Consider the following 26235-nt stretch of genomic DNA (forward strand, 5'->3'; position numbering starts at 1 on the left):
CCGCCTAGATGTTCGCCCTGTTCCGCAACCGCATCGTCTGGATCGTCGCGCTCCTGGTCGTCCTGGGCGGCGGCGCCGGCCTCTACTTCAACAGCCAGGCCCAGGCGAAGAAGGCCGAGGCCGCCAAGGCCGAAGCCGCCAAGGCCAAGCAGGAGACGCCCTACGCCGCGGTGGCCAACGGCAAGGCCGACGTGGAGGGCGGGATCATCCAGGTCGCCGCCCGCCGCGCCGGCGTGGTCCGCGAGGTGCTGGTTCAGGAGGGCGAGATGGTCCGGCGTGGCCAGGTGCTCGCCCGGCTGGAGGACGACGAGCCCCGCCTCGCCGCCCAGCGGGCCCAGGCCGAGGTCGCCCAGGCCCGCGCGGCCCTGGCCCTGCTGGAGGTGCAGCTGACGTCGGCGCAGCGCGAGGAACGCCGGCTCGCGGGGTTGTCGGCCTCCAACTTCGTGGCCGCGCAGAAACTCGACCAGTCCCGCGACGCGGTGCGCGAGGCGCATGCGCGAATCGCCGCCCAGCTCGCCCTGATCGCGACGGCCGAGGCCCGCCTCGCCGAGACCCGGTACGATCAGGAGCTGTCGGTCATCCGCGCCCCGGCCGACGGGCGGATCGTGCGTCGCTACGCCAACCCGGGCGCCGGCGCCTCCACCCTGAACGTGTCCAACATGTTCGACCTGGAGCCGCAGGCCGGCCGCATCGTCCGCGCGGAGATCGCCGAGAACGCCCTGCCCTACGTGACCATCGGACAGACCGTGCAGATGTCGCCGGAGGCGGACCCGACCAAGGCCTACCCAGGCCGCGTCCTCCGCCGAGCGGCGGTGTTCGGCGCCCGCAAGCTGCAGTCCGACGATCCCACCGAACGGACCGACGACCGCGTTGTGGAGGTGGTCGTCGCGGCCGACGGCGCCCCGTTCCTGATCGGCCAGCGGGTGCTGGTGAAGTTCATGGACCAGAAGCAGGCGAGCGCCGCTTCGCGTCCAGCCGGCTAGTCTCCGCGGCGTCAGCTTGACGGTCCCGTCGCCGCGCCGCACAAGGCGCGCCGACTTCGAACAGCTGTTCCAGAGGGGACCTTCACATGGCGGACATCCGCTTCGACGGCAAAGTGGCCATCGTCACCGGCGCAGGCGGCGGCCTCGGCCGCCAGTACGCCCTGGAGCTCGCCCGGCGCGGGGCCAAGGTCGTGGTCAACGACCTCGGCGGCTCCATGGACGGCTCCGGCGGCGGCTCGGACGCTGCCAATGCGGTCGTCGAGGAGATCAAGGGCTTCGGCGGCGAGGCGATCGCCAACGGCTCGTCCGTGACCGACGACGCCGGCGTCCAGCGCATGGTCAAGGACGCCATGGACGCCTGGGGCCGCATCGACATCCTCGTCGCCAACGCCGGCATCCTGCGCGACAAGACCTTCGCCAAGATGGAGATCGGCGACTTCCAGGTGGTGGTGGACGTCCACCTGTTCGGCACGGTGAAGCCCGCCAAGGCCGTCTGGGAGATCATGCGCGAGCAGAACTACGGGCGGATCGTGGTCACTACCTCGTCGTCGGGCCTGTACGGCAACTTCGGCCAGTCCAACTACGGCGCGGCCAAGCTCGGCCTGATCGGCTTCATGAACACGCTGAAGCTCGAGGGCCAGAAGAACAACATCCACGTCAACGCCATCAGCCCGGTGGCCGCCACGCGGATGACCGAGAACCTGATGCCGCCGGCCATCCTGGAGCAGCTGAAGCCCGAGTACGTCACGCCGGGCGTGGTGTTCCTCTGCTCGGAAGAGGCCCCGACCGGCGCCATCCTGACCGCCGGCGCGGGCGCCTTCGCCCTGTCGCGCATCGTCGAGACCGAGGGCGTCTACCTGGGCGGCGGGGCGACCGTCGAGCAGGTTCGCGACGCCTGGGGCCAGATCGCCGACGAAACCGGCGCCAAGGCCTACCTGAACGGCGGCGAGCAGACCCAGAAGTTCTTCCGCAAGATGCAGGGCGGCTGAGTCCGCCCACAACGGGGTCTGACAGACGGGCGGCCATGCGGCCGCCCGTTTCGTATTTGTAATCGGAAAGCGCTTGCCGAAGGGCAGGTGAACGCGCGTAACTTTCGAAGGCGCCCGGAGAGGCGTCGGTGCGGAGGAGCAGATCCAGGTGGCCCAGGGCAACAAGGCCGCGCCGAGCGGCGCACTTTCCCTTCCGGCTGTGCTGACCTTCGCGAGCGCCAGCATTCCGGTTGGGGCCCTGGTCCTCGCAGCCACGGTCCACCTGCCCCGCTATTTCGCCGCCGAGCTGGGCCTGTCCCTGGCCCTCGTCGGCACCGTTTTCGCCCTCGTCCGCTTCATCGACATCCCGGTGGACGCGCTGATGGGCCTGGCGATGGACCGCACGCGGACCCGGTTCGGCCGATACCGCGTCTGGATGGCGCTGGGCGCCCCGGTGCTGATGCTCGGCTTCTACATGCTCCTGATCTCGCCGGAAGGCGTGGGCGCGGCCTACCTCGGGTGGTGGCTGCTGGTGATGTACGTCGGCTACTCCGGCATCTACCTCTCGCACCTCGCCTGGGCAGGACGGCTGGCGGCGACCTACTCCGAGCGTTCCCGGGTGTTCGGCGCCATCACCGGCCTCGGCGTGATCGGCGCCATCGCGGTGCTGCTGATCCCCGTGGTGATGACCCAGGCGGGCGCGAGCGACGCCGAAGGCGTCCAGGCCATGATCTGGTTCATCATCGCCAGCGCGGGCGCCACCTGCCTGCTGGTGGTGGCGAGCTCTCCCGAGCGCATCGCCCCGGACCACAGCACCCGGTTCGGCCTCAAGGACTACGCGGCCCTGTTCAGCCGCGGGAACGTCATCCGCCTGCTGGCCGCCGACCTTCTGGTGACGCTCGGACCCGGCTGGATGGCGGCGCTCTACCTGTTCTACTTCAAGGACAGCCGCGGCTTCGACACCGCCGCGGCGAACCTTCTGCTGCTGATCTATGTGGTGGCCGGCTTCGCCGGCGCGCCGCTGGCCGCCTGGCTCGCCAACCGGCTGAGCAAGCACCGCGCCCTGATGGTCAACACGAGCATCTACTCGCTGGGCCTGATCGTCGTGCCCTTCCTGCCGCCGGGGAACTTCCTGGCCTTCGCCCCGGTGATGTTCCTGGTGGGGGCCATGGCCGCTGGCTTCACAGTGATGATCCGGGCGATCTGCGCCGACATCGCCGACGAACTGCGCCTGGACAGCGGTCGCGAGTGGATGGGGCTGATGTACGCCGGCATCACCGCCACGTCGAAGCTGGCCACGGCCGGCGCCATCTTCCTCACCTTCAATGTGCTGGCCGCGGTCGGCTACGTGGCCCAGGCCGGCTCGGTGAACACTCCCGAGGCGATCCGCGGGCTGGAGATTGCCTATATCGTGGGGCCGATCGTGTTCGTGATGGCCGCGGGGGCCTGCTTCATCGGCTACAAGCTCAGCGCCGAGCGGCACGCGGAGATCCGACGAAAGCTGGAGGAACGCGACACCCTCCTCGACCCGGCGGCCAGCCTGGAGTCTTTGACGGGCGAGGATCTCGCCCCGGCGAACCGCCCGTCGTGACGGCCGCCGCCGCCGCCAGCGCCCGGCGCTTGCCGCTCCGGACCGCCCTCGCCTTCGCCGCCACCAGCCTGCCCCTGCAGGCGCTGACCCTGGCCGTCGCGGTGCACCTGCCCGCCTATTTCGCGGCCAACATCGGGGTGCCGCTGGCCGTGGTGGCCGCGGCGTTCGGGACGGTCCGGCTGATCGACGTGCCCATCGAGGTGGCGCTCGGCCTCGGCATGGACCGCACCAAGACCCGCTTCGGCCGTTACCGCTTGTGGACCCTCGTGGGCGCGCCCTTCCTGATGCTGGGCCTCTACATGCTGCTGACCGCCGGGCGCGGCGTGGGCTCCGGCTACCTGATCACCTGGCTGCTGGTGATGTACCTGGGCGTCTCGATCCTGATGCTTTCGCATCACGCCTGGGCGGCCACCCTGGCCAAGTCCTACGAAGACCGCGCCCGGCTGTTCGGCATCATGGCCGCCGTGGGCGTGCTGGGCGCAGTCACCGTCCTGGCGATCCCCATCGTCATGGAGCAGCTGGGCTATGGTGAGGCGCAGGGCGTCCGGGCGATGGGCTGGTACCTGATCGTGCTGGCGCCCATCGCCGTGGCCATCGTGGTGCTGGGCACGCCCGAGACCATCGCCCGGGAGGTCCCGGGGCAGCGCTTCCGGCTGCGCGACTACCTGGAGATCGTCACCGACCGGAACATGTCGCGCATCCTGCTGGTGGACCTGATGGTCTCCCTGGGGCCCGGCTGGATGGCGGCGCTCTACATCCTCTACAGCCGCGACTACATGCACTTCACGTCCGGCGAGGCCAACATCCTGCTGCTGGCCTACATCGTAGCCGGGATCGTCGGGGCGCCGGCGCTGGCGTGGGTCGCGACCAAGATCAGCAAGCATCGGACGGTGATGCTGATCGCCGCCGGCTACTCTCTGCTGCTGATCACCCTGCCCTTCCTGCCGAAGGGCAATGTGCTGACCTCGCTGCCCACCCTGTTCTTCACCGGCTTCCTGGCCCAGGGCTTCAATGTCCTGACGCGCGCGATGACAGCCGACGTCGCCGACGAGATGCGGCTGAAGCAGGGCAAGGAGCGCAGCGGCCTGCTCTACGCCATGACCACGCTCACCTCGAAGATCGCGGGCGGCGTCGCGATTTTCCTGACGTTCGGCGTCTTGTCGCGCATGGGTTACGACCCGCAGCTTGGCCAACGCAACACACCCGAGGCGATCCAGGCCCTGATGCTGTCCTTCGTGGTCGGGCCGGTGGTCTTCGTGATGCTGGGGGCCGCCTGCCTGGTGGGCTACCGCCTGACCGCCGCCCGCGCCGCCGAGGTGCGCCGCCAGCTGGACGAGCGCGACGCAACGCTCGACCCTTCGGGCGCCCTGGTGAGCCTGACCGGAGAGGAGCGCGAAGCGCCCCGTCCGGCATGACCTGAGATCACGAGAAAGCCCGGCGCCCACGGCGACACGGCCATGAGGGAGGAGACCAGAGTGACCGAGTCCCAGTCCCGACCATCCCCCGGAGGCGTTCCGCTCTCCACGGTGCTCGCGTTCTCCGCCACCAGCGTGCCCATCGCGGCGCTCGCCATGGCCATCACCGTGCACATGCCGGCCTATTTCGCCGCCAGCATCGGCGTGCCGCTCACGGCGGTGGCGGCGGCCTTCTTCACCTGCCGGATGATCGACATTCCCGTCGAGCCCGCCCTCGGCCTGGCGATGGACCGGACCCGCAGCCGGTTCGGGCGCTATCGGCTTTGGACCATTGTCGGCGCGCCCCTGCTGATGGCCGGCCTCTACATGCTGCTGCAGGCCAGGTCGGGGGTGGGAACCGGCTACCTGATCGTCTGGCTGATGGTCATGTACCTGGGGCTCTCGGTGCTCGTCCTGTCGCACGCCGCCTGGGGCGCGCGCCTGGCGACCGGCTACGCGGAACGTGCGCGGGTGTTCGGCATCATGGGCGGTGTTGGCGTGCTCGGCGCCATCGGCGTGCTGCTGGTGCCGATCGTCATGCAAGCGAGGGGCTACGCCGACCACGAGGGCGTGCGGGCGATGATCTGGGCGATCATCGGGCTCACGCCGCTGGCGGTCCTGCTGGTGGTCTGGCGGACGCCGGAAACCATCGCACCGGAGACCGGCGGCCACAGGTTCCGGGTCCGCGATTACGCCGAGCTGATCACCCACGGCAGCATGGCCAGGATCTTGCTCGCCGATCTCTGCCTCTCCCTGGGCCCGGGGTGGATGGCGGCGCTGTTCCTGTTCTTCTGCCGAGACCGCATGGGTTTCACCACGGCCGAGGCCAACATGCTGCTCGGCGTCTACATTCTGGCCGGCCTTGTGGGCGCGCCGGTGACCGGAGCCGTGGCCGCAAGGATCGGCAAGCATCGGGCGGCCATGCTCTCCAGCGCCATCTACTCGGCCGCGCTGGTCACCCTGCTGTTCCTGCCTCGGGGCAACGTCTGGGCGTCCATGCCGACCCAGTTCGTGGCCGGCTTCGTGGCGGCGGGGTTCACCGCGCTGATCCGGGCCATGGTCGCCGACGTCGCCGACGACATCCGGCTGCGCCAGGGCAAGGAGCGGGCTGGGGTGCTCTACTCGCTGATCACTTCGACCAGCAAGCTGGCGCTCGCCTCGGCGGTGATCATCACCTACCCGCTGCTCGCTCGTCTGGGCTACGACCCCAAGCTCGGGCGGGCCAACACGCCCGAGGCGATCCAGGGCCTGACGCTCGCCTTCACCGCCGGGCCGATCGTCTTCCTGGCGCTCGGGGCGTTCTGCTTTGTGGGCTACAAGCTCACCGCCGAACGGGCGAACGAGATCCGGCGCGAACTGGAGGCGCGTGACGCCGCCCTCTATGCCGAGGCCGAGCCGATCGAGGCGCTGACCGGCGCCGGGTCTTCGCCGCTCACCGCGCCAGCTGCTCGGCCATCCTGAAGAACGCCTGGGCGGCCGGGCTCTGCGGATGGGTGGCCACCAGCGGCCGTCCCTCGTCTCCGCCCTGCCGCAGGGCGATGTCGATCGGCACCTCGGCCAGAAGCGGCACGCCCAGCCGTTCGGCCTCGGCCTTGCCGCCCCCCTCGCCAAAGATCGGGATGCGCGCGCCCGTGGCCGGATCCGGGAAGAAGGCCATGTTCTCCACCACCCCCAGCACCGGCGTGCCGGTCTTGGAGAACATGGTGGCGGCGCGCCGCGCGTCGATCAGGGCGATCTCCTGCGGCGTGGAGACGATCACCACCCCGTCCAGCTTCAGCCGCTGCACCAGCGTCAGCTGGATGTCGCCGGTGCCCGGCGGCAGGTCCACCACCAGAACGTCCAGGGGCTCGGCCTCCGAGCCCCAGTTTGAGCCCATCAGGGTCCGCAGGGCCGACGAGGCCATCGGTCCGCGCCAGATGTTGGCGGCCCCATCCTCGACGATGAAGCCGATGGACATGACCTGGACGCCGTAGGCCTCCAGCGGGTTCAGCTTCTTGTCCGCGCCAAACGTCGGCTCGTCGCTGACGCCCAGCATCTGGGGCGCCGAGGGTCCGTAGATGTCGGCGTCGAGCAGGCCGGCGCGATAGCCGAGCCCGGCCAGGGCGACGGCCAGGTTCACGGAGACGGTGGACTTGCCCACCCCGCCCTTGCCGCTGGCCACGGCGATGACCTTCTTCACGTGCGCCGGGCGTTCGGCTTCCGGCATGTGGCCGAGCCTGGCCTGCGGGTCCTCGCTCACCTGGGCGCGGCGGCGGGGCGCCGTCTGCAGCGGGGGCGGAGCCGGGCCGTCGGCGGTCAGCACCACCTGGGCGGTGGCCACGCCGGGCACGTCGGCCAGCGCCCGCTCCGCGGCCTCGCGCACCGGGCCGTAGAGGGCGATGTCGGCGGGCGCCACCTCCAGCATAAAAGCCGCGCGGTCCCCGCGCAGCACCAGGCCGCGCACCAGCCCCGCCGCGCTCAGCCCCTGGCCAGATTTGGGGTCGCGCACGGTGTCCAGCGCCGCCAGGATTTGGGCCCGTTCAGGGGCTGCCCGTTCGTTCATGACGCCCTTTGGCTTGCTTTGGCCGGGAAGGGGTCTCATATCCGGCTGACTGCGCCGGTTTACAAGCCCACGGGGGCTTGCCCGACACGGCCGCGCCTGGACGAAGACAAAAACAACCTTGACCAAGACGCGACCCGGCTGATGCCCTGGAACGACAACGCCAACCCCGGGCCGTGGGGCTCGCCGGGTGACGACAACGACCGTCGCGACACGCCGCCCAAACGCCCGCAGGGCGGCGGCCCGCGTGGCCCGCAGCGGCCCGGCGGTCCCGACCTCAACCAGAGCTTCGAACAGCTCCAGCGCCGGTTCGGCCGCTTCTTCGGCGGACCCGGCGGCGGTCTACGCCCCGGCGCCATCGCCGCGGTGGCGGGCGTCGCCTTTGGCCTATGGGCGCTGTCCGGGATCTACGTGGTCCAGCCGCAGGAGGAAGCGGTGGTGACCACCTTCGGCGCCTACACACGCAACGAAGCGCCCGGCCTGCGCTATCACCTTCCCTTCCCGATCGAGCGGGTGGTGAAGGTGCCGGTCACCAGCCTGCAGCGCGTCGACATCGGCGGAGCCGGCGAGAGCGATGTCCCGCAGGAGAGCCTGATGCTCACCGGCGATGAGAACATCGTGGACATCGACTTCAGCGTCACCTGGCGTGTCTCGGACGCTGATCAGTTCGTGTTCCGCCTGCGTGACCCCGAAGCCTCCGTGAAGGCGGTGGCTGAAAGCGCCATGCGCGAAGTGGTGGGCCGCATGCCGCTCGACGCGGTCTTCGGCCAACGCGGCCAGGTGCAGGCGCAGACCGCCGAGCTGATGCAGCGGACCCTGGACCAGTGGGGCGCCGGTGTTCGCATCGTGGAAGTGCAGATCCGCAACGCCAACCCGCCGCAGCAGGCCCTGGCCGCGTTCCGCGACGTGAGCAGCGCCGAACAGGATCAGGCCTCGGCGGTCAACGAGGCGCGCACCTACGCGAACCGTGTGGTCAACGAGGCCCGCGGTGACGCGGCGCGCATCATCCAGTCGGCGCAGGGCTATCGCGAGCAGTCGGTGCGCGAGGCGCTTGGCGACGCCGCCCGCTTCAACTCCATCTATACCGAATACCGCCGCGCGCCGGGCGTCACCCGCGACCGGCTCTACATCGAGACCATGCAGCGCGTGCTCGCGCGTTCGAACAAGGTGATCGTCGACGGCGACGGCGCCTCAGCTCCGATCATCCTGCCGCCGGACATCTTCCGCCCCCGCAGCCAGGCCGCGCCGCCCGCCGCGTCCGCGCCCGAGCCAGAGGTGGACGTCCGACCGCGCGCGAGGGCCGCCCAATGATCCGTAGCCGCTTCACCCTGTACGTCGTCTTGGCGGTGGCTGCGCTGGTGCTGCTGAGCCAGACCCTGTTCGTGGTCGATCAACGCGAGCAGGCGATCGTGGTCCGCTTCGGCGAACCGGTGCGGGTGGTCAATGCGCCTGGCACCCAGGGGGCCGGGCTGAACGCCAAGGCTCCGTTCCTCGAGAACGTCATCAAGTTCGACCGGCGCAACATCGCGCTCGAGAGCCAACAGGAGGAGATTCTCACCTCCGACCGGCAGCGGCTCGTGGTCGACGCCTTCGTGCGTTACCGCATCTCCGATCCGCTGAGCTTCTACCGGACCCTGCGTGACGAACGGACCGCAGAGGACCGGATCGAGCGGCTGGTGAACTCCTCGCTGCGCCAGGTCCTGGGCTCGGCGACCCAGCAGGACATCATCGCTGGCCGTCGTGGCCAGTTGATGCAGCTGACCCGCCGCGACGTCGCCCAGCGGTCGCAGGCCTCGCGCTTCGGCATCGAGGTGATCGACGTCCGGATCCGGCGGGCCGACTTCCCGCAGGCCAACGAGGAGTACGTCTACCGGCGCATGCAGACCGACCGGCAGCAGGAAGCCGCCCGGATCCGCGCCGTGGGCGAGCAGCAGAAGCGCGAGCTGATGGCCGCCGCCGACCGCGAGGTGACCATCACGCTCGCCCAGGCCCAGGAGCTCGGCGAGACCACCCGCGGCGAGGGCGACGCCCAGCGCACGCGGATCCTCGCCCAGGCCTTTGGCAAGGACCCCAGCTTCGCGGCCTTCTACCGCTCCATGCAGGCCTACGAGGCGAGCCTCGGCCAGGGCGACACCACCATGGTGCTCTCGCCGGACAGCGCCTTCTTCCGCTACTTCGAGCAGGGGCCGTCCGGCGGCCGGCGGTGAGCCGCCCGGTTCCCGCCAGCCTCGTCCGGCCGGACCTGCGCTACATGGCCTCGTTCGTCGAGGCCATGCGCGAGGGCTACAGCCGCGACAACCTGCGCCCGGAGACGGCGGACACCATCGCCGCCATCGCGGCCGAGCCGGAAGCCTTCGTCCGCCAGCAGCTGAACCCGCCGACGACCATCGTCCTGCCGGACGGCAGCCTCGGCGACCGCGTGCCCGAATCCCAGCTCTGGTGCGTGGACGGCGACGCCTTCCTGGGCTCCGTGGGCGTGCGTCACCGGCTGAACCCGATGCTGGAGGCCTGGGGCGGCCACATCGGCTACGCCGTGCGGCCCTCGGCCCGCGGCCGCGGCCTGGCCAGCGCCATGCTGGCCGGCGGCCTGGACTGGGCTCGCGCGAACCTGCCGCTGGAGCGGGTGATGCTCACCGTGAACGAAAACAACCCCGCCTCGATCCGCGTCATCGAGAAGAATGGCGGCGTGCTGCGCGACACCGTCCCTCACCCGTGGGTCCCTGGTGACGCCGGACGCCGTTACTGGATCGCGCTCCGCGACACTTGACCCAGCGGATTACAGGCGTAGTCTCACCCTCAGGTTACGGATGTAATCTGGGAGAACCTCCATGCTGCGCCCCTGCCTTCTCGGCCTCGCGCTCCTGGTCGCCGCCCCCGCCGCGGCGGCCAGCGAGCCCCTGCGGCCGGTGACCGCCCGCATCTGGCACGCCGACCTGGACCTCCGAACGGAAGAGGGCGCCCAGGTCCTGCTCAGGCGCATCGCGGTCTCCGCCCGGGAGATGTGCCAGCACATCGAGAGCCCGCTCTGGCCCCGCGCCTCGGGCCACGCCCGCCGCTGCCGGCGGCGGGTCGTCGAGAAGGCCGTGCATGACCTCGACGCCCGCCAGGTCTCCCGGACCTACGCCCAGCTGGTGGCCCGCGGCGGCCTGGCCGAGCTGATCCGCTAGCCGGCGGCCTGCAGCAGCTCGCGCACCTCGTGCAGGTCGCGAGCGATACGGACGCAGAGCGCGTGCATCTCCTCGGTGGGATGCAGCAGGTCGGGGACCATGATGGTCATCATCCCCGCCCCGGCGGCCGCCCGGACCCCGTTGTGGCTGTCCTCCAGCGCGAGGCAGTCCTCCGGCGCCACGCCGAGCGCCGCAGCCGCGGTGAGGTAGGGCGACGGATCGGGCTTCGGCTTCGGATAGTCGCCGTTCGCAAGGACCGCGTGGAAGCGGTCCAGCAGGCCGTGGGCGCTCATGTGGTGCTCCACGTCGTGGCGGCGCGAGGAGGTGGCGATCGCCCGCGGAAGGCCCAGCCGGTCCAGCTCGTCGAGGATCTCCGTGACGCCGGCCTTCAGCGCCACCTCGGCCTCAGCGATCTCGTAGAACTTGCGGGTCGATTGCTCGCGCAGGGCGTCGGTGTCGAAATCCTGGCCGAAGTGCTCGCGCAGCACCACGGCGCTGCCCGCCCAGGCGTGGCCGATCATCCGGTGCAGCACCTCGGTCGGCAGCTCGAACCCCATCTCGGCGGCGGTGAGCGTCAGGGCCTCGCAGTAGACGGCCTCGGTGTCCACCAGCAGCCCGTCCATGTCGAAGACGACGGCCTTCACCGGGCGCGGCAGGCTCATCGCCTCAGTCCCTCACGAACTGGTCGGCGGCGTAGCCCTGGAAGTAGAGCACGGCGGTGAGGTCGGCATGGTCCACCTTGGCCCGGGCCTCGGCGGCCACCACCGGCTTGGCGCGGTAGGCGACGCCCAGGCCGGCAGCCTTGATCATGGCCAGGTCGTTGGCGCCGTCGCCGATGGCCACCGCGTCGGCGGCGGTGAGCCCCAGGGCCGCCGCCTCCTCGTTCAGCGCGGCGAGCTTGGCTTCGCGGCCGAGGATCGGCTCGCCCACCGTGCCGTCCAGGGCGCCGCCCGCCTCGCCCAGGGTGTTGGCGCGATCGGCCTGGAAGCCGGCCGCCTGCGCCACCCGCGCCGTGAAGAAGGTGAAGCCGCCCGAGACGAGGACGCAGCGGGCGCCGTTCGCCGCCATGGTCCTGACCAAAGTCCGCGCCCCCGGATTGAGCCTGACCCGTTCGTCATAGGCCTGCTGCAGGGCGGCCGTGGACAGCCCCTTCAGCTTGCCCACCCGCTCGCGCAACGCGCCCTCGAACTCGAGCTCGCCTCGCATGGCCCGCTCGGTAATCTCGGCGATCTCGGCCTTCTTGCCCGCGTAGTCGGCGAGCTCGTCCAGGCATTCGACGTTGATGATGGTGGAGTCCATGTCGGCCACCAGCAGGCGCTTCTTGCGGCCAAGGGCGGGCTGCACGCACCAGTCCACCGGCACGCCCGCCAGGTCCTCGGCGAGCTCCGCACGGAAGGCCTCAGGGTCGGCGACCTCGAGGATGAAGTCCTCGGCGAAGGTGTCGCTGTCGGCCAGGAACCGGTTGTCGATGACGCTTGCCTTCGCCAGCGCTTTCAGATTGGGCAGGTGGGCCGCCGAGCTGGGCGGGACGACGTAGGTGAAGGCGATCTGCATGGAGCCCCGCATCTGGCTGATCGCCGGGCCCACGGCAAGCGGCAAGTCGGCGCTGGCCCTGCGCCTGGCCGAGGCCACCGGCGCCGAGATCGTCAACGCCGACTCCATGCAGATCTATCGCGACCTGCGGGTGCTGAGCGCGCGGCCATCCCGCGAGGAGGAGGCGCGCGCGCCGCACCACCTGTTCGGCACGGTGGATGCGGCTGATGGCTGGTCCGTGGGTCGCTGGCTGCGGGCGGCCACGGCGGTGCTGGACCAGATCCGCGGCCGCGGGCGGAGCGTCGTCGTGGTCGGCGGGACGGGGCTCTACTTCAAGGCGCTTACCGAAGGCCTGGCCGAGATCCCGCAGGTCGGTCCCGAAGTCCGCGCCCAGGCCGCGGCCGACTATGACCTCATGGGCGAAAGCGCCTTCCGCGGCCGCCTGGGCGTCCACGATCCCGCCGCCGCCGCCCGCATCGCACCGGGCGACCGCCAGCGTCTGTGCCGGGCCTGGGAGGTCTATGCCGCCACGGGCGCGCCGCTCAGCGATTGGCAGCGCACGGGGCAGCCCGCGCTGCCCGACGGCGCCTGGACGGCGGTGGCGCTCGAGCCGCCACGGGAGGCGCTCTACGCCCGCTGCGACGCCCGCCTGGAGGCGATGGTGGCGCAGGGCGCCGTGGACGAGGTGGCCGCCCTGCTCGCCCGCGACCTGGATTCCGACCTGCCGGCCATGAAGGCGGTGGGCGTGCGGGAGTTCGCCGCCCACGTCCGCGGCGAAATCCCCCTGGCGGAGGCGGTCGCGCGCGCCCAGATGGAGACCCGCCGCTATGCGAAGCGCCAGACCACCTGGATGCGCGGCCAGATGGCCGGCTGGCCGCGCGTCACGGCGCTGCACGCCGACGAACAGTGGAGGCAGTTTATTGCGCTAGAGCCCCGCTTGACGGCCCTTTAGGAGCATGCGAAAGCCGTGAACAAGCAGTTTGGAAGAACGCACGTGCGCACCATTCTCGTACTCGTAAGGCGACCGGTAACGGACTGACGACACGTCAGGACCGATCGGTCGCACTCAACCAGGCCCCCTTGAGGGCCTTTTTTATTGCCCCTACGCCCCGAAGGCTTTCCGCCATGACCGCCCACCAGACCATCGAAGCCCAGCAGGACACCATCTCCGGCGCCGAGATCGTCGTGCGCGCCCTCGTGGACCAGGGCGTGGAGGTGCTGTTCGGCTACCCCGGCGGCGCGGTGCTGCCGATCTACGACGCGCTGTTCAACGAGCCCCGCCTGACCCACGTCCTGGTCCGTCACGAACAGGGCGCGACCCACGCCGCCGAGGGCTATGCCCGCTCCACCGGGAAACCCGGCGTCGTCCTCGTCACCTCCGGCCCGGGCGCCACGAACGCGGTCACCGGCATCGTCGACGCCCTGATGGACTCCATCCCGATGGTCGTCATCACCGGCCAGGTGGCCACCCACCTGATCGGCACCGACGCCTTCCAGGAATGCGACACCATCGGGATCACGCGCCCCTGCACCAAGCACAACTACCTGGTGAAGGACGTGGCCGACCTGCCGCGGATCATCCACGAGGCCTTCCACATCGCCACCTCCGGCCGGCCTGGCCCGGTGGTCATCGACATCCCGAAGGACGTGCAGTTCTCGAAAGGCGCCTACCAGGGCCCGAACGAGGTGAAGCACAGCCACAACTATTCGCCCCGCGTGAAGGGCGATCCGTCCCGCATCGCCGAGGCGGCCGCCATGCTGGCCAACGCCCGGCGGCCGATCCTCTACACCGGCGGCGGCGTCATCAACGCCGGTCCGCGGGCGTCCGAGCTCCTGCGCGAACTGGCCGAGCTGACCGGCGCGCCGGTGACCTCCACCCTGATGGGGCTGGGCGCCTTCCCGGCTTCGGACCGCAAGTGGCTGGGCATGGTCGGCATGCATGGCTCCTTCGAGGCCAACAACGCCATGCACGACTGCGACGTGATGGTGGCCATCGGCGCGCGCTTCGACGACCGGGTGACCGGGCGCCTCGACGCCTTCGCGCCCACCTCGCGGAAGATCCACATCGACATCGACGCCAGCTCGATCGGCAAGAACGTGCGCGCCGACGTGGGCATCGTCGGCGACGCCGCCTCTGTGCTGGAGGACCTGATCGCCGTCTGGAAGCAACGCAAGCTGAAGATGGACCCGGCTGCCATGGGCGAGTGGTGGCGGCAGGTGGAGGCGTGGCGCGCCCGCGACTGCTTCCGCTTCCGGCAGGACGACAAGCTGATCAAGCCGCAGTACGCCATCCAGCGGCTCTATGAGCTGACCAAGGACCGCGACGTCTACGTCACCACCGAGGTCGGCCAGCACCAGATGTGGGCGGCGCAGTTCTACCACTTCGACGAGCCGAACCGCTGGATGACCTCCGGCGGCCTGGGCACCATGGGCTACGGCCTGCCGGCCGCCGTGGGCGTTCAGATGGCCCACCCCGACAGCCTGGTTATCGACATCGCCGGCGACGCCAGTGTCCAGATGACCATGCAGGAGATGTCCACGGCCGTGCAGTACAGCCTGCCGATCAAGATCTTCATCCTGAACAACGAATGGATGGGCATGGTCCGCCAGTGGCAGCAGCTGCTGCACGGGGAGCGCTATTCGCATTCCTACTCGGCCTCCCTGCCCGACTTCGTGAAGCTGGCGGAGGCCTACGGCTGCGTGGGCATCCGCGCCGAGCGGCCGGACGAGCTGGACGACGCCATCCTGAAGATGATCTCCAGCGACAAGCCGGTGATCTTCGACTGCCGGGTGACCAAGGAAGAGAACTGCTTCCCGATGATCCCGTCCGGCAAGGCGCACAACGAGATGATCATGGCCGAGGAAGCGCGCGACCTCGGCTCGATCATCGACGACGCCGGCAAGCGGCTGGTCTGAGGGCTCAGGGCCGCGTCAGGAGATCCTGCGCGGCCTCCAGCTCGGCGTCGCGGCCCTCGCACAGGGCCGCGCGGGACGGTGCGGCCGCCACGTCCGGCTCGACGGCCTTGTCGCCCAGGTCCTCGCCCTTCGGCCCCCAGAGGCCGTGCACCGGCACGGTCAGGGTCCAGCCGCCCTCGAGCGGGAAGCTCTCGCCGCTGAGCAGGGCCGCGGCCGTGCGGCGGCCCATGAAGGTCGCCCGGCCGGTCCAGCGCATGGCCCAGCCGAACCCCTCGGCGGCGCTGCCCGTCTCCGGCCCGATCAGCACCACCACCTTGCCCGAATAGGTCACGCCCGGGACGGCCTCCGTGTGGAACACCGCGGCTCCGCCGTTGTCGCTCACCGCCTTGAACACCGCCGCGGTCGTGTAGGCGCCGACCACCTTCGGACCCGCCTCGATGTCTCTTAAGGTTGGAGCGCGGCCGATCCCCTTCAGGGATTGGCGCGTGTAAAGGGCCACGGCCGGCCCCGGCTTGCCGAAATAGCTCGCCAGGCGCAGGGCCGAGATGTTGCCGCCGCTCGAGTTGCGCAGGTCGATGATGAGGCCCCGCGTCTTGCCGAGCTCGGCCATCGCCTGGTCCGCCAGTTCGGCCGCGCCGTCGTCGAACCGGTCGATCCGGATGTACCCGAGGCTCACGCCAGGCTCCGGCGACAGCTGCGACCAGGTCCAGCCCGGGTGGGCGGGCGGCCAGAACGCCGCCTCGCGCCGGACCGAGAGCCTGCGCCGCTTGCCGTCGCAGCCGATCACCTGGACGTCAGCCCGCGTGCCCGGCGGCCCGGCCAGCGCCGCCGGCTCGCCCACCAGCTGGTCGCCGACCCTGAGGCCCTGCCGCCGCGCGTCCGACAGCGGCGCCACCTCCACCACCGTCTGCCGCCCCTCCACCGGTTCGAACCGGGCCCCGAGCCCGATCCGGCGGCCCGGCGATTTGGCGGGGGCCGAGAGGTAGAGGTGCGACACCCGCAGCTCCGCGAGCATCTGCTTGATCAGCTGCTGGAAGGCCGCGTCGTCCTGCACGCCTGCCAGGCGGGCGCGATAGCGGCGGCCGGTCTCGGCCCAGTCCACGCCGCGCATGGACGGGTCATAGAAGTTCTCGTTCACCGTCGACCAGACCGCCTCGAACAGGGCGTCGTAGCGGCCCGCAGCGGTCACCTCGCCGGGCGCGAAGGCGAGCGCTGCCGCGAGCAGCAGACCGGGAAACTGGCGCATGGAACCCCCACAGTTTCCCACATAGTGTCATGGCGGCGCTCGTTTGGATGCAGGCGGACCGATTTTCCGCCGCGCCCGGAGGCCGTAACCTCGCGCGATCTCCCACCGACTCGGCTTCCACGTGTCTCGGACCACCCCCGCCACCCTCGCCCTGGACCGCGCCGGCGTGGCCTATGAGCTCGCCACCTACGACTACGATCCCAAGGCGGAACGCGTGGGCCTGCAGGCGGCCGACGCGCTGGGCGCCCCGCCGGGCGAGGTGCTGAAGACGTTGATGGTCAAGGTCGACGGGCGGCCGGCCTGTGTGGTCCTTGCCTCAGATCGCGAAGTCTCGATGAAGAAGCTGGCCGCCGCGCTTGGCGGAAAGTCCGCCGAGATGATGAAGCCCGCCGACGCCGAACGGCTGACCGGCTACCGCGTCGGCGGAGTGAGCCCCTTCGGCCAGAAGCGCGCCGTGCCGACGATCGTGGACGCCCCGGCCGCCGCCCTGCCCCAGGCCTATGTGAACGGCGGCCAGCGCGGCCTGCAGGTCAGGCTGGCGCCCGCCGACCTCGTGCGCCTCGCCGGCGCGCAGGTGGCGCCGGTGACCTGAGTCACAGGCGCCCGGTGCGCCGCACCCTAATCATGATCGCGCGAAGCCCTGGGGAGGGCTTCAGGCAAGCGGTCGGGATCCCCTCGCGTATCTGAGGCCTCGGCGGCTCTTGAAGAGGGGGCGCAGACACATGACCACCGGCAGCTACTGCTATTTCCGGAACGGCTACGAGTTCCTGGAGCATCCGTTCGGCGACCGCGGCCGCATGGCCTACCGCCGCGACCGTAGCGAACTCGAAGCCTGGACCCACAATGGGTCAGGCCTCTCGCGGCTCTGGTTCATGCAGGACTATGGTCCGGTGGAAGGCGGACACACCTCCAGACGCATGGTGACCCTGGCTGCGGTGGACACCGCCGTCCCCGGCATGCCGGACAACCCGGACAAGTATGCCTACTGGGCGCACGCGCCCCTGCTGCTGGGCGCCTTCGACACGGGCGAGGTGCGGCTGACGGGGACCGGGCCCGACCTGATGGACGAGGCCAACGTCTGCTGGGTGGCCGAGAGCCTGATGCTGCCGCTGCCGAACGGCCAGGGGACGGGCGTGGCCATGCGCTTCGAGTCCTGGGCCTTTCGCGGCCGGCGCCTCGGCCACGAGCGAGCCGCCACCGTTTCCGGCCTGCCGCCGAAGCCGGTCACCGACGGCCGGCTGATGATCCACGCCGACGACCTGCCGGGCGCCGCCAGGGACTGCCTGTGGTGGCTGGAGCCGGCGCACGCGCCGGCCGGGCAAGGCGTGCGGGAGTACGCCTGAGCTAGTGGCGGGCGCCGACCCGCGCCATGACGTCGGGCGGGATGTGGTAGCGCTGGATAAGCTCGTCGTGGTCGCAGACGTCGCACGCCTCGTGCTGGACGATCAGCCGCCAGGTGGCGTCGGCGGCCTCGTCGAGGAGCCGAGCGCGCTCGTCCGGCGTGTCGTGGGAGCGGTGACGTTCCAGGGCGGCGAGCGCGGCTTGCAGGTCGCGCTCGCATCGGCTCACCGAGCCATCGAGCCCTTCCAGCAGCTGGAACTTGAGGAGGGCGTCGCCGGAGTCCACGTGCTGGGGCTCATTGACGTTCCGCGGCATCCGAAGTGGGGACATGGCCTTACCCCTGTGGACGGTCCGGCCAGGATACCACCGTTACGCGTTCCGCGACGCCCCTCGCGAGGATTTGAGCGGGCGGCCTCTCAGCGCGCGCCGACGCGGTTCAGCACTTCACGGGGGATGTCGAACTGCCGGACGATCGCGGCGCGGTCGCGCAGGCCCATCACCTCGCGCTGGACGAAGAAGCTCCACACCGCGTCGGCCGCCGCCTTGAGCGCATGGGCGCGCCCTTCGCCGCCCGGATGCTCGCGGAGCGCCGCCAGCGCCGCCTCCATCTTCCGGCCCGAGCGGCCGAGCGAAGAGGCCTGCTCCTCGAGCAGTTCATAGCGCAGCACCGTCTCGCCGGTCTCGACGCCGAGGCGGCTGCTCAGGCTCTGGGGCATGCGGAGGGACGACATCGGCCCCATGTTGGAGCGCCTGCAGGCGCTGACAAGCGACGCTGTTTGCCTTGACGTTCCCGACATGTTGATGTTCGCCTATTGTTCCGGAGGCGTCGCGATGATTGCGGATCTGCAGGCGGCTTGGTTGAAGTGGCAGACACCGCGCCTTGTGCGTCGGCACGGTTTCCGATCCGTCGCGGTCGGCGAATATGAGAGCCCAGAACCGAACTGGGCGTACACGGTCGGCTTCTGGGAGAGTGTTCAAGCTCCTGAAGTGATCGTCTTCGATGTGACTGTGGAAGCGGCGGCGTCGTTGCTCTGGTCCGCCTATTCCGATCTCAAATCAGGCGAGCTCACGCTGCGGGATGGCCAGGCCTGGGAGGGCTTCGAAGGCTTCCTTTCCGTCTGGCGGCGCGTCCACCCGAGCCGCATCGATGACACCGACAACTGGTTCGCTCTTGCGCGCTGGTATCGAGGCAAGAAGACACGCCGGGAGGATCTCCAGGCGTTGCAGCTCGTGTTGCCTGACGCAGCCGGCGCCTTCCCCTGGGAGCCTGCCTACGACGAGCGCCTTCGTCACCTGCAGCCGGCGCTTTACCTGCCCGCCGCGGTGTGACACGTCCTCGACACCTGCCGGGGAGCCCGCCCATGTCCGACGTCCAGCCCGCGTCCGTCTACGACCTCGCCCATGACGAGGAGCCGGAGAGCCTGGCGACCTTCGCCGTCCTCGTGGACAACGAGCCGGGCGTGCTGCACCGGCTGGTCGGGCTGTTCGCGGCGCGCGGCTACAATATCGAGAGCCTCACGGTCGCCGAGACCGACCGCAAGGCGCACACCTCGCGGGTTACCATCGTCACCCGCGGCACCCCCCACGTGCTGGCCCAGATCGAGGCCCAGCTGCAGAAGATGGTGTCGACCCGCCATGTGCAGGACATCACCCGCGACCCCAATGGCCTGGAACGGGAGCTCGCCCTGGTGAAGGTTCGCGGCGTCGGGCCCGAGCGGGTCGAGGCCCTGCGCGTCTCCGACATCTTCCGGGCCCGGGTGATCGACACCACCCACGAGAGCTTCGTCTTCGAGGTGACCGGCGCGCCCTCCAAGATCGACAGCTTCGTCGACCTGATGCGGCCGCTGGGCCTGGTGGAGGTCTCGCGCACCGGCGTGCTGTCCATCCAGCGGGGCGCCGAGGCCTTCTGAGGAAACTCAGCCGGGCGCGCGCGTTTTGACGGCGTGGTCCGCGTCGCCCTCACAGCCCTCCTGATCGCCGCCATGGCCGCGCCGGCAAGCGCCCAGCTGCTGCCGCTGCCGTTCCCGCGGCGGACACCGCAGGGCCAGGTCCCTGTCGCCCCGCCGCCCGCCAACCTGCCCGCCTCCGAGGCGGAGATCTGGCCCTTCCCGCCGCCCGACCCGAACAGCTGGTGGACCGAGAAGTGGCCCAAGCCTCCCGAGGCGGCCGATCCCCTGGGCGGACGGCGGCTCGGCCGCAGCGAACGCACTGTCGCCATCGACAACGGCGTCGACGCCTCCACCTACCGCCTTTGGGGCCTGCCGCCGCTGCAGTGGCAGGTGCTGCGCGGGAACGAGATGATCCTCGAGGTTTGGGTGCGGCCCTCGCAGAGCGTCCGCCAGAGCGTGGTGCGGGTGACCGTGCGCCGCGACGGCGAGAGCTTCGTGCAGGCCCGTGCGGGCCTCGCCTGCTGCGAGGCCGGAATCATCCGGCGGGTGGGCTTCGACCGCGAACTGCCGGACGGGTCCGCCGCCGGCTTCCTGGCGCTGCGCAGCCACGCCATGTGGGCCTCGCCGCGCGAGGTGCGGGTCCAGGAGGAAGGCGCCTCGGAGGCGGTGTGCGTCGAAGGCACCTCCTACGACCTCACCCTGGTGGTCCCGGGCCGCTCGGTGCACCTGCGCCGCGCCTGCGACGCCGCCGAGATCGGCCAGGCGGCCGACGCCCTGGAGCCCGTCCTGCGCGCCGCCCTCGGGCACGAGCCGCGCTTCGACGTCATCTTCCCGCGCGGCGCGGATTTCTCGTCCGCCCGGCGGATGTACGAGGCCCTGATCCGTGACGGCGGCCGGCTGAAGCCCGATCCGAACGCCCGGCCGCAGGCGCCCGCCTTCGAGCCCGCGCCGGACGTTGGCGAGACGGCGCCGTGAGGATCGAGTGGGTCCCCACCCGCGCCTGGGGCGCCGCCTCGGGCGACATGGCCGTCACCGTCGGCGACTGGACCCGCACCTGGCTCGACGGCTCGCGCACCTTGACCGGGAACTACGTGACCGTCTGGCGAAAGACCAAGGACGGCTGGAAGGGGCTGGTCGACATCGGCGAGGTGGACGAGGCGCCTAGGCCGCCTGCGCCGCCTGCGCCGCCTGCGCCGCCAGCTGCGCCATGACCTTCGGTTTCACGACGGCGCGGATCGTCAGGTACTGCACGGCGAAGAGCGCCAGCTTGGAGCTGATCGGGAACACCGCCTTGTAGAGCGGCCAGTGCTCGGCGAACCAGATCGCCACCACCAGGTTTGCCGCGGCGGTGAGCGCCATCAGCCCGGCCCAGACATAGCCGAAGGCGATCATCAGCCCCTCACCGTGGCCGGCCGCGACCGGCGGCAGGTAGCGGAGCATCCAGCCGCGCTTCAGCATCACCGCCGCGAGCGCCAGGTAGATCAGGCTGGGCTTGGCCATCAGGAAGCGGACGTCTTGGGTGAAGAAGCTGGCGGCGCCGAAAACCAGCACAAGGCCAAGGCTCGCCCACTGCAGCGGAGCGACCGGGCGGCGCATCACCAGCATGACGCCGACGTGCAGCACGCCGAACGCGACGGCGCACACGGTGGCCGCGGCGGGCGAGGCGCCGGCGACCAGCAGGACGGCGAAGAAGACGCTCGAGGCCAGGTCGTTGGCCAGCGGGCGGGCGGCGTAGAGGAGGTTGCGCATCGGGAAAACTCCTGTGAAATCCGATGCGTGCAGCGTAGGGGCGCGGCCTCTCCGGAGCCCAATCCGCTGGCGAAGCCTGCACGGCGGCTCACGAAAACGCCTCCGCCATCCGCGCTTCGCGAACGGCGAAACGGCGCGACACCCTTCAAATCGCCGGATCGGTCGCCTATATTCCAAGGCGTCGGGTTCGCCCGACTATGGGGATAAACGCGCACGTAATAAGCGGACTGGACCCGGGTGCGATTCCCGGCGGCTCCACCAAAAACCTTCCGGGTTATCGCCGGATCGCTGCGGGGCCGATCAGCATCGACAGACGTGTAAAGGTGTTGCTTTCTCCCGGCCTGACCCACCGCTTCGGGTCTTTAAACTAAATGCGAACGATAACTTCGCTGAGGAAGTCCGCCTGGCCGCGTAATGCGGTCCGGTGAACATCCGACCTAAGCCCTAGGGGTTCAGATCCTTAGGCGGGGCCCGAGGGGCGCCTGGCAACAGAAGCCCCTCACCTTCCCTCTGAAGAGGCGCCTCTCATTCCCAAGTCGGGGACCGGGGAGCCTGGCGACACAATCCCTCCACCTTCCCTTTTTCCGCAATGGTGTGGCGTTCCAGGGGCTTGCGCGCCTTGCGCGAAACGGCCCAGACGCTACCTTTCGCACCTGCGTAAAGTTTCGGAGCCCCCATGGCCCAGGACCCGCCGGCCCAGGACCTGATGCACTATGAAGCCTTGGCCCAGGACGCGCTCCGCGGCGTGGTCAAGGCCGCGCTGCGCCGGGCGGCCTCGCCCGAGGGGCTGCCCGGCTCGCACCATTTCTACATCACCTTCAAGACCGATGCGGCGGGCGTCTCCGGCCCGCCTGACCTGCTCGGCAAGTACCCGGACGAGATGACCATCGTCCTGCAGCACCAGTACTGGGACCTCGCCCCCGGCGAGACCTTCTTCTCGGTCACGCTGCAGTTCGGCGGCCAGCCCAAGCGGCTGTCGATCCCCTACGCCGCGGTCACCCGCTTCTACGACCCCTCGGTGCAGTTCCTGCTGCAGTTCGAGGCGCCGCCGGCGGCCCCGGCCGAGGCCAAGCCGCTCGCTGTCGCGCCCGCCCCTGCCCCGGTCGAGACCCCGCCCGAAGGACCGGCGGAAGGCGGGCCCAAGGTCGTCTCCCTCGACCAGTTCCGGAAGAAGTGACCTCAGGATGAGCGAGACCACGGCGCCCGAGCCGCTGACCGACGACGCGATCCTGCAGCGTTTCCTGCGCACCAAGAACCAGCCCACAGGGTCCCAGACGCTGGGCTTCCGGATGGTGGCGGTGAGCCAGGCCGACAAGTCGGTGGAGGTGGAGTTCGACGCCAAGGCGGAACTGCTGCTCAACCCCATGAAGCAGATCCAGGGCGGCTATCTCTGCGCCATGCTGGACGAGTGCATGAGCGTCGCCTGCATGGTCGCCTCGGGCATGACCGCCGTCGCGCCGACCCTGGAGATGAAGACCAGCTTCTTCCGCCCCGGCCTGCCCGGGAAGATCCGCGGCGTGGGCAAGGTGGTGAAGTGGGGCCGCCAAGTCGCCTTCACCGAGGGCGAGTTGTACGATCCCGAGGGCCGGCTCCTGGCCAAGGCCACGGGCACGGCGATCCCCACCCCGTTCGCCAACTACAAGAAATGACCCGCGGGCTGGCCCGGCTGGTCGCGCTTCTGGGAGCCCTGTGGCTCTCTCAGGCCGCGCCAGCCACCGCCGGCCCCTTCTCCGACTGGGCCGCCGTGGTGGTGGCCGGCGACTGGCACGCCCACAACGGCGGCCCGACCGAAGCCTTCGACAACGCCCGCCGCGACGTCGCCCAGACGCTCGGACGGCTGGGCTTCCGGCCCGAGAACCTGCGCCAGTTCTCGGTGCGCCCGGAGCGCTACGCCGACACCCGGCCGGGCAAGTCGCAGCTCGACGGCATCTACGCGGGCCTTGCGGAGGTCGCCGAGCGCGCCGGCGGCGGCTGCCTCGTCTACCTGACCTCCCACGGTTCGCCGCAAGGCGTGCTGGTCGACCAGCAGGTGCTGGCGCCCGGCGTCCTTGGCCAGATGGTCGATCGCGCCTGCGGCCAGCGGCCCACCGTGGTGGTGATCTCGGCCTGCTTCTCGGGCGTCTTCGTCCCCGCCCTCGCAGCCCCGAACCGGATGATCCTGACCGCGGCCCGGCGCGACCGCAGCTCCTTCGGCTGCGGCGAGACCGACCGCTATCCTTATTTCGACGACTGCTTCCTGCAATCGGCCCCCCGCGCCGCCGAGTTCGCCGCCCTCGGGCGGAAGGTGCAGGCCTGCGTGGCCGAACGCGAGGTGAAGGAGGGCATGAAGCCCCCCTCCGAGCCGCAGCTCTACATCGGGCCGCAGCTGCGGCCGCTGCTTCCGCTCTACCCCTTCGGCGCCGAGTTGGTGCGACGAAACTGACCTGTTTCCGCGGCTTTGAGGGACTCACTTTGCGCCCTACACCAAGGGGGAGTCCCACGACATAGCCGAGGCGTTGCCCTTGAAGCGGTCCATCGTCCAAGCCGCCGTCGCCAGCGTGGCGATGCTCCTTGCCGCCTCGGCCGCGACCGCCCAGGATCCGCCGAGCGCGCCGGCCGCACCGGCGGTCGACCTGCCCGACGCGCCGGTGCCCTACACCAAGATCCGCCCGCCCCGGCCGAGGCCCGCCGCCAAGGCTGCGCCCCGCCCGGCCGCAGCGGCGAGCGCGAACGCCGCGGCCGCGCCGGCCGCCGGCCTGCCGACGGGGCCCGCCGTGGCGGGCGCCGTGCCGGTGCTCGCCGGCCAGCCTACCAACGTCGCCGGCGCCCGGCTTTCGGCCGGCCAGCCGCTGCCGGCGGCCGAGCTCGAGGCCTTCGTCGACGGCATGGTGAAGGACGCCATGGCCCGCGAGCACATCGCCGGCGTGACCGTCAGCGTGGTGCAGAACGGCCAGGTGGTGCTCAAGAAGGGCTATGGCTTCGCGGACCTGGCGCCGCGCAAGCCGGTGGATCCCGACCGCACGCTCTTCCGGGTCGGCTCGATCTCCAAGACCTTCACCTGGATCGCCCTGATGAAGGAAGTCGAGGCCGGCCGGGTGCGCCTGGACGCCCCGGTGAACCTCTACCTCCCCGAGAAGGTGCGGGTGCGCGACGACGGCTACCAGCGCGACGTGGCGGTCTGGAACCTCATGGACCATTCGCCAGGCTTCGAGGACCGGGCCCTGGGCCACCTGTTCGAGAACGACGCCGATCGCGTGCGGCCGCTCGACCTCTACCTGCGCCAGGAGCGACCGGGCCGGGTGTTCGCCCCCGGCGTGGTCTCCAGCTACTCCAACTATGGCGCGGCCCTGGCCGGCCAGGCGGTGTCCTATGTCACCGGCAAGCCCTTCGAGCGGCTGGTGGAGGACGAGATTTTCACGCCGCTTGGCATGAACCGCACCACCTTCCGCGAGCCCCGCCCGCTGAAGCGCGGCTTGCCCGAGCCGATGCCGGCAGCCCTGGCCGCCGACGTCTCAGACGGATACCGCTGGGTGAACGGCGGTTTCGAGCGGCGCGGCTTCGAGTACATCGGCCAGATCGCGCCGGCCGGCTCGGTGTCCTCCACGGCGGGCGACATGGCCCGCTACATGATCACCCTGCTGAACGGCGGCCAGCTGAACGGCGTCTCGATCTACGGCCCGCGCGCGGCGAAGGCCTTCCGCACCCCGCTGCGGCCGACCGCCCAGGGGATCAACGGCTGGGCCCACGGCTTCATGATCTATGACCTGCCGGGCGGCTACCGCGGCTTCGGCCACGGCGGCGACACCATCTTCTTCCACTCGAACCTGGTGACCATCCCGGCGCTGAACCTGGGGATTTTCATCTCCACCAACACCGAGACCGGCGCCCAGTTGGCGGGGCGTTTCCCAGACCGGGTGGTGCGGGAGTTCTACGCCGCGCCGCACACCTTCCCGCGGGCCGGCTCGCCCGAGCTGGCGCGCGATGCGGGCGCCTTCACCGGCTACTACCTCGGCACCCGCCGGGCCTACGGGGGGCTGGAAGGCTTCGTCGGCGCGCTGATCTCCGGCGTGAAAGTCGGCGTCACCCCCGAGGGGCGGCTGACCACCAGCGGCGAGGCTGGCGTCCGCACTTGGGTCCCGGAGGGTCCGCTGTCGGCCGGCCGCTTCGTGGCCACTGACGGCGACCAGCGGCTGGCCTTCAACATGCGGGACGGCAAGGCGGTCTCCTACATCCCCAGCTTCGGCGGGGTGCGCATGGAACGGGCGCCGTTCTGGCGTCAGCCGGGCCTCCTGGCGCTGCTGGCCGGCCTCACGGCGGCGGCGGCCGTGGCCACCCTCGTGGGCATCTTCCTGCGCAACCGGCGGGAGTTCCGGGAGAACGCCGTGCAGAGCCGCGCCGCGCTCGTGCAGAACATCCAGGCGGGGCTTTGGCTGGTGTCGCTCGCGCTCCTGGGCGTCTGGGCGACCAAGACGGCGGACATCTCCCAGATCATCTACCGCTGGCCTGGCGCGCTGATGATCACCGCCTCGGCCTGCGCCCTGGTGGCCGCCGCCCTGACCCTGGCCACGCTCGTCGCGGTGCCGGCGATCTGGCGCGGCGGGCGGCGCGTGGACTCGTGGACGCCGCTGCGGAAGCTGCTCTTCACCATCACGGTGCTGATCTATTCCGCCTTCTCCGTGGTGCTCGGCCTGTGGGGCGCGCTGAGCCCCTGGAGCGGCTGAGAAAGGTTAACCCCTTAGCCTGCGAAGCGCCCGTCGCCGACCCCGGCGGCGGGCGTTTTCCTTTGCAAGATCAAGCAGCTGGACAAGTCGCCGCAGGCCGCGCCGCGGCAGCCCCGAGCCCCCAATCTTAAAGCCCCGTTTACCAAGGCCCCGGTAATT

At 70.5% G+C, this 26235-nt stretch carries 27 protein-coding genes, 1 other RNA gene and 1 pseudogene; 22 read left to right on the forward strand and 7 right to left on the reverse strand.

Annotated features, from left to right (window positions below; translation table 11 throughout):
• Positions 1 to 8: 8 nt before the first annotated feature.
• The 5 genes from VIL67_RS11990 (at position 9) to VIL67_RS12010 (ending at position 6457) form a co-directional block, all read left to right on the forward strand.
• Positions 9 to 983 carry an HlyD family secretion protein gene (locus VIL67_RS11990; protein ID WP_332049129.1) on the forward strand — a complete coding sequence of 325 codons (975 nt, stop codon included), beginning with the start codon at positions 9 to 11 and terminating at the stop codon, positions 981 to 983.
• An 86-nt stretch (positions 984 to 1069) separates the two neighbouring features.
• Positions 1070 to 1972, forward strand: a complete 903-nt coding sequence (locus tag VIL67_RS11995) for an SDR family NAD(P)-dependent oxidoreductase (protein ID WP_332049130.1) — start codon at positions 1070 to 1072, stop codon at positions 1970 to 1972.
• Between the two features lie 148 nt (positions 1973 to 2120).
• Positions 2121 to 3542, forward strand: a complete 1422-nt coding sequence (locus tag VIL67_RS12000) for an MFS transporter (protein ID WP_332049131.1) — start codon at positions 2121 to 2123, stop codon at positions 3540 to 3542.
• Positions 3539 to 4957: an MFS transporter gene (locus VIL67_RS12005; RefSeq protein ID WP_332049132.1), complete on the forward strand. Its 1419-nt coding sequence runs from the start codon at positions 3539 to 3541 to the stop codon at positions 4955 to 4957. Before VIL67_RS12000 ends, VIL67_RS12005 begins: the two co-directional genes overlap by 4 nt.
• A gap of 60 nt (positions 4958 to 5017) precedes the next feature.
• Positions 5018 to 6457, forward strand: coding sequence for an MFS transporter (locus tag VIL67_RS12010; protein ID WP_332049133.1), 1440 nt, complete (start codon positions 5018 to 5020; stop codon positions 6455 to 6457).
• On the opposite strand, the gene VIL67_RS12015 is transcribed toward VIL67_RS12010, so the two are convergent.
• Positions 6429 to 7538, reverse strand: a complete 1110-nt coding sequence (locus VIL67_RS12015) for an Mrp/NBP35 family ATP-binding protein (protein ID WP_332049134.1) — start codon at positions 7536 to 7538, stop codon at positions 6429 to 6431. The genes VIL67_RS12010 and VIL67_RS12015 overlap by 29 nt on opposite strands.
• Positions 7539 to 7679: 141 nt before the next feature.
• Here VIL67_RS12015 and hflK point away from each other — a divergent pair, with 141 nt between their 5' ends.
• The 4 genes from hflK to VIL67_RS12035 all read left to right on the forward strand — a co-directional run bounded on the left by hflK (position 7680) and on the right by VIL67_RS12035 (position 10702).
• Positions 7680 to 8846, forward strand: coding sequence for an FtsH protease activity modulator HflK (hflK, locus tag VIL67_RS12020; RefSeq protein ID WP_332049135.1), 1167 nt, complete (start codon positions 7680 to 7682; stop codon positions 8844 to 8846).
• Complete coding sequence (gene hflC, locus VIL67_RS12025) at positions 8843 to 9742, forward strand: protease modulator HflC (RefSeq protein ID WP_332049136.1); 900 nt, start codon at positions 8843 to 8845, stop codon at positions 9740 to 9742. Before hflK ends, hflC begins: the two co-directional genes overlap by 4 nt.
• Positions 9739 to 10302, forward strand: a complete 564-nt coding sequence (locus tag VIL67_RS12030) for a GNAT family N-acetyltransferase (protein ID WP_332049137.1) — start codon at positions 9739 to 9741, stop codon at positions 10300 to 10302. The genes hflC and VIL67_RS12030 overlap by 4 nt, the downstream gene beginning before the upstream one ends.
• Positions 10303 to 10363: 61 nt before the next feature.
• Positions 10364 to 10702 carry a UrcA family protein gene (locus tag VIL67_RS12035; protein WP_332049138.1) on the forward strand — a complete coding sequence of 113 codons (339 nt, stop codon included), beginning with the start codon at positions 10364 to 10366 and terminating at the stop codon, positions 10700 to 10702.
• On the opposite strand, the gene VIL67_RS12040 is transcribed toward VIL67_RS12035, so the two are convergent.
• Both VIL67_RS12040 and serB read right to left on the reverse strand, forming a co-directional pair.
• Positions 10699 to 11364: an HAD family hydrolase gene (locus tag VIL67_RS12040; RefSeq protein ID WP_332049139.1), complete on the reverse strand. Its 666-nt coding sequence runs from the start codon at positions 11362 to 11364 to the stop codon at positions 10699 to 10701. The genes VIL67_RS12035 and VIL67_RS12040 overlap by 4 nt on opposite strands.
• 4 nt (positions 11365 to 11368) lie before the next feature.
• Positions 11369 to 12136, reverse strand: a pseudogene (gene serB, locus VIL67_RS12045) (phosphoserine phosphatase SerB); the annotation flags it as partial.
• Positions 12137 to 12254: 118 nt separating this feature from the next.
• On the opposite strand from serB, the gene miaA reads away from it, so the two are divergent.
• A complete protein-coding gene (gene miaA, locus VIL67_RS12050) occupies positions 12255 to 13187 on the forward strand; it encodes a tRNA (adenosine(37)-N6)-dimethylallyltransferase MiaA (RefSeq protein WP_332049140.1) in 933 nt (310 codons plus the stop codon).
• Positions 13188 to 13360: 173 nt separating this feature from the next.
• The gene (locus VIL67_RS12055) at positions 13361 to 15151 is read left to right on the forward strand and encodes an acetolactate synthase 3 large subunit (protein WP_332049141.1); all 1791 of its coding nucleotides are present in this window, start codon (positions 13361 to 13363) and stop codon (positions 15149 to 15151) included.
• Between the two features lie 4 nt (positions 15152 to 15155).
• On the opposite strand, the gene VIL67_RS12060 is transcribed toward VIL67_RS12055, so the two are convergent.
• Positions 15156 to 16397, reverse strand: a complete 1242-nt coding sequence (locus VIL67_RS12060) for a S41 family peptidase (RefSeq protein ID WP_332049142.1) — start codon at positions 16395 to 16397, stop codon at positions 15156 to 15158.
• Positions 16398 to 16518: 121 nt separating this feature from the next.
• Here VIL67_RS12060 and ybaK point away from each other — a divergent pair, with 121 nt between their 5' ends.
• Positions 16519 to 16989 carry a Cys-tRNA(Pro) deacylase gene (ybaK, locus tag VIL67_RS12065; RefSeq protein WP_332049143.1) on the forward strand — a complete coding sequence of 157 codons (471 nt, stop codon included), beginning with the start codon at positions 16519 to 16521 and terminating at the stop codon, positions 16987 to 16989.
• Between the two features lie 130 nt (positions 16990 to 17119).
• Positions 17120 to 17740 carry a hypothetical protein gene (locus VIL67_RS12070; RefSeq protein ID WP_332049144.1) on the forward strand — a complete coding sequence of 207 codons (621 nt, stop codon included), beginning with the start codon at positions 17120 to 17122 and terminating at the stop codon, positions 17738 to 17740.
• Position 17741: 1 nt separating this feature from the next.
• On the opposite strand, the gene VIL67_RS12075 is transcribed toward VIL67_RS12070, so the two are convergent.
• Positions 17742 to 18068: a DUF6665 family protein gene (locus tag VIL67_RS12075; RefSeq protein WP_332049145.1), complete on the reverse strand. Its 327-nt coding sequence runs from the start codon at positions 18066 to 18068 to the stop codon at positions 17742 to 17744.
• Between the two features lie 86 nt (positions 18069 to 18154).
• Positions 18155 to 18469: a DUF6665 family protein gene (locus VIL67_RS12080; protein ID WP_332049146.1), complete on the reverse strand. Its 315-nt coding sequence runs from the start codon at positions 18467 to 18469 to the stop codon at positions 18155 to 18157.
• A gap of 7 nt (positions 18470 to 18476) precedes the next feature.
• Between VIL67_RS12080 and VIL67_RS12085 the strand changes: the two genes are divergently transcribed.
• The 4 genes from VIL67_RS12085 (at position 18477) to VIL67_RS12100 (ending at position 20838) form a co-directional block, all read left to right on the forward strand.
• Entirely contained in the window at positions 18477 to 19067 is a 591-nt protein-coding gene (locus VIL67_RS12085; RefSeq protein ID WP_332049147.1) for a DUF4262 domain-containing protein, read from the forward strand.
• 32 nt (positions 19068 to 19099) lie between these two features.
• Positions 19100 to 19648 (forward strand): acetolactate synthase small subunit, encoded by a 549-nt coding sequence (ilvN, locus tag VIL67_RS12090; protein ID WP_332049148.1) that lies wholly within the window; start codon positions 19100 to 19102, stop codon positions 19646 to 19648.
• A gap of 72 nt (positions 19649 to 19720) precedes the next feature.
• Entirely contained in the window at positions 19721 to 20602 is an 882-nt protein-coding gene (locus tag VIL67_RS12095; protein WP_332049149.1) for a hypothetical protein, read from the forward strand.
• Positions 20599 to 20838, forward strand: coding sequence for a hypothetical protein (locus VIL67_RS12100; protein WP_332049150.1), 240 nt, complete (start codon positions 20599 to 20601; stop codon positions 20836 to 20838). Before VIL67_RS12095 ends, VIL67_RS12100 begins: the two co-directional genes overlap by 4 nt.
• On the opposite strand, the gene VIL67_RS12105 is transcribed toward VIL67_RS12100, so the two are convergent.
• Positions 20789 to 21376, reverse strand: a complete 588-nt coding sequence (locus VIL67_RS12105) for an inner membrane-spanning protein YciB (protein WP_332049151.1) — start codon at positions 21374 to 21376, stop codon at positions 20789 to 20791. The genes VIL67_RS12100 and VIL67_RS12105 overlap by 50 nt on opposite strands.
• Positions 21377 to 21516: 140 nt before the next feature.
• Between VIL67_RS12105 and ssrA the strand changes: the two genes are divergently transcribed.
• The 5 genes from ssrA to VIL67_RS12130 all read left to right on the forward strand — a co-directional run bounded on the left by ssrA (position 21517) and on the right by VIL67_RS12130 (position 26076).
• Positions 21517 to 21880: a transfer-messenger RNA gene (gene ssrA, locus VIL67_RS12110) on the forward strand.
• A gap of 172 nt (positions 21881 to 22052) precedes the next feature.
• Complete coding sequence (locus tag VIL67_RS12115) at positions 22053 to 22553, forward strand: SspB family protein (protein WP_332049152.1); 501 nt, start codon at positions 22053 to 22055, stop codon at positions 22551 to 22553.
• A 7-nt stretch (positions 22554 to 22560) separates the two neighbouring features.
• Positions 22561 to 23025, forward strand: a complete 465-nt coding sequence (locus tag VIL67_RS12120) for a PaaI family thioesterase (protein WP_332049153.1) — start codon at positions 22561 to 22563, stop codon at positions 23023 to 23025.
• Positions 23022 to 23798: a C13 family peptidase gene (locus VIL67_RS12125; RefSeq protein WP_332049154.1), complete on the forward strand. Its 777-nt coding sequence runs from the start codon at positions 23022 to 23024 to the stop codon at positions 23796 to 23798. The genes VIL67_RS12120 and VIL67_RS12125 overlap by 4 nt, the downstream gene beginning before the upstream one ends.
• Positions 23799 to 23877: 79 nt before the next feature.
• A complete protein-coding gene (locus tag VIL67_RS12130; protein WP_332049155.1) occupies positions 23878 to 26076 on the forward strand; it encodes a serine hydrolase domain-containing protein in 2199 nt (732 codons plus the stop codon).
• Positions 26077 to 26235: the final 159 nt, after the last annotated feature.

It is taken from the genome of Phenylobacterium sp., from assembly GCF_036563385.1.
In the GTDB taxonomy this organism is placed as follows: Bacteria; Pseudomonadota; Alphaproteobacteria; order Caulobacterales; family Caulobacteraceae; genus Phenylobacterium.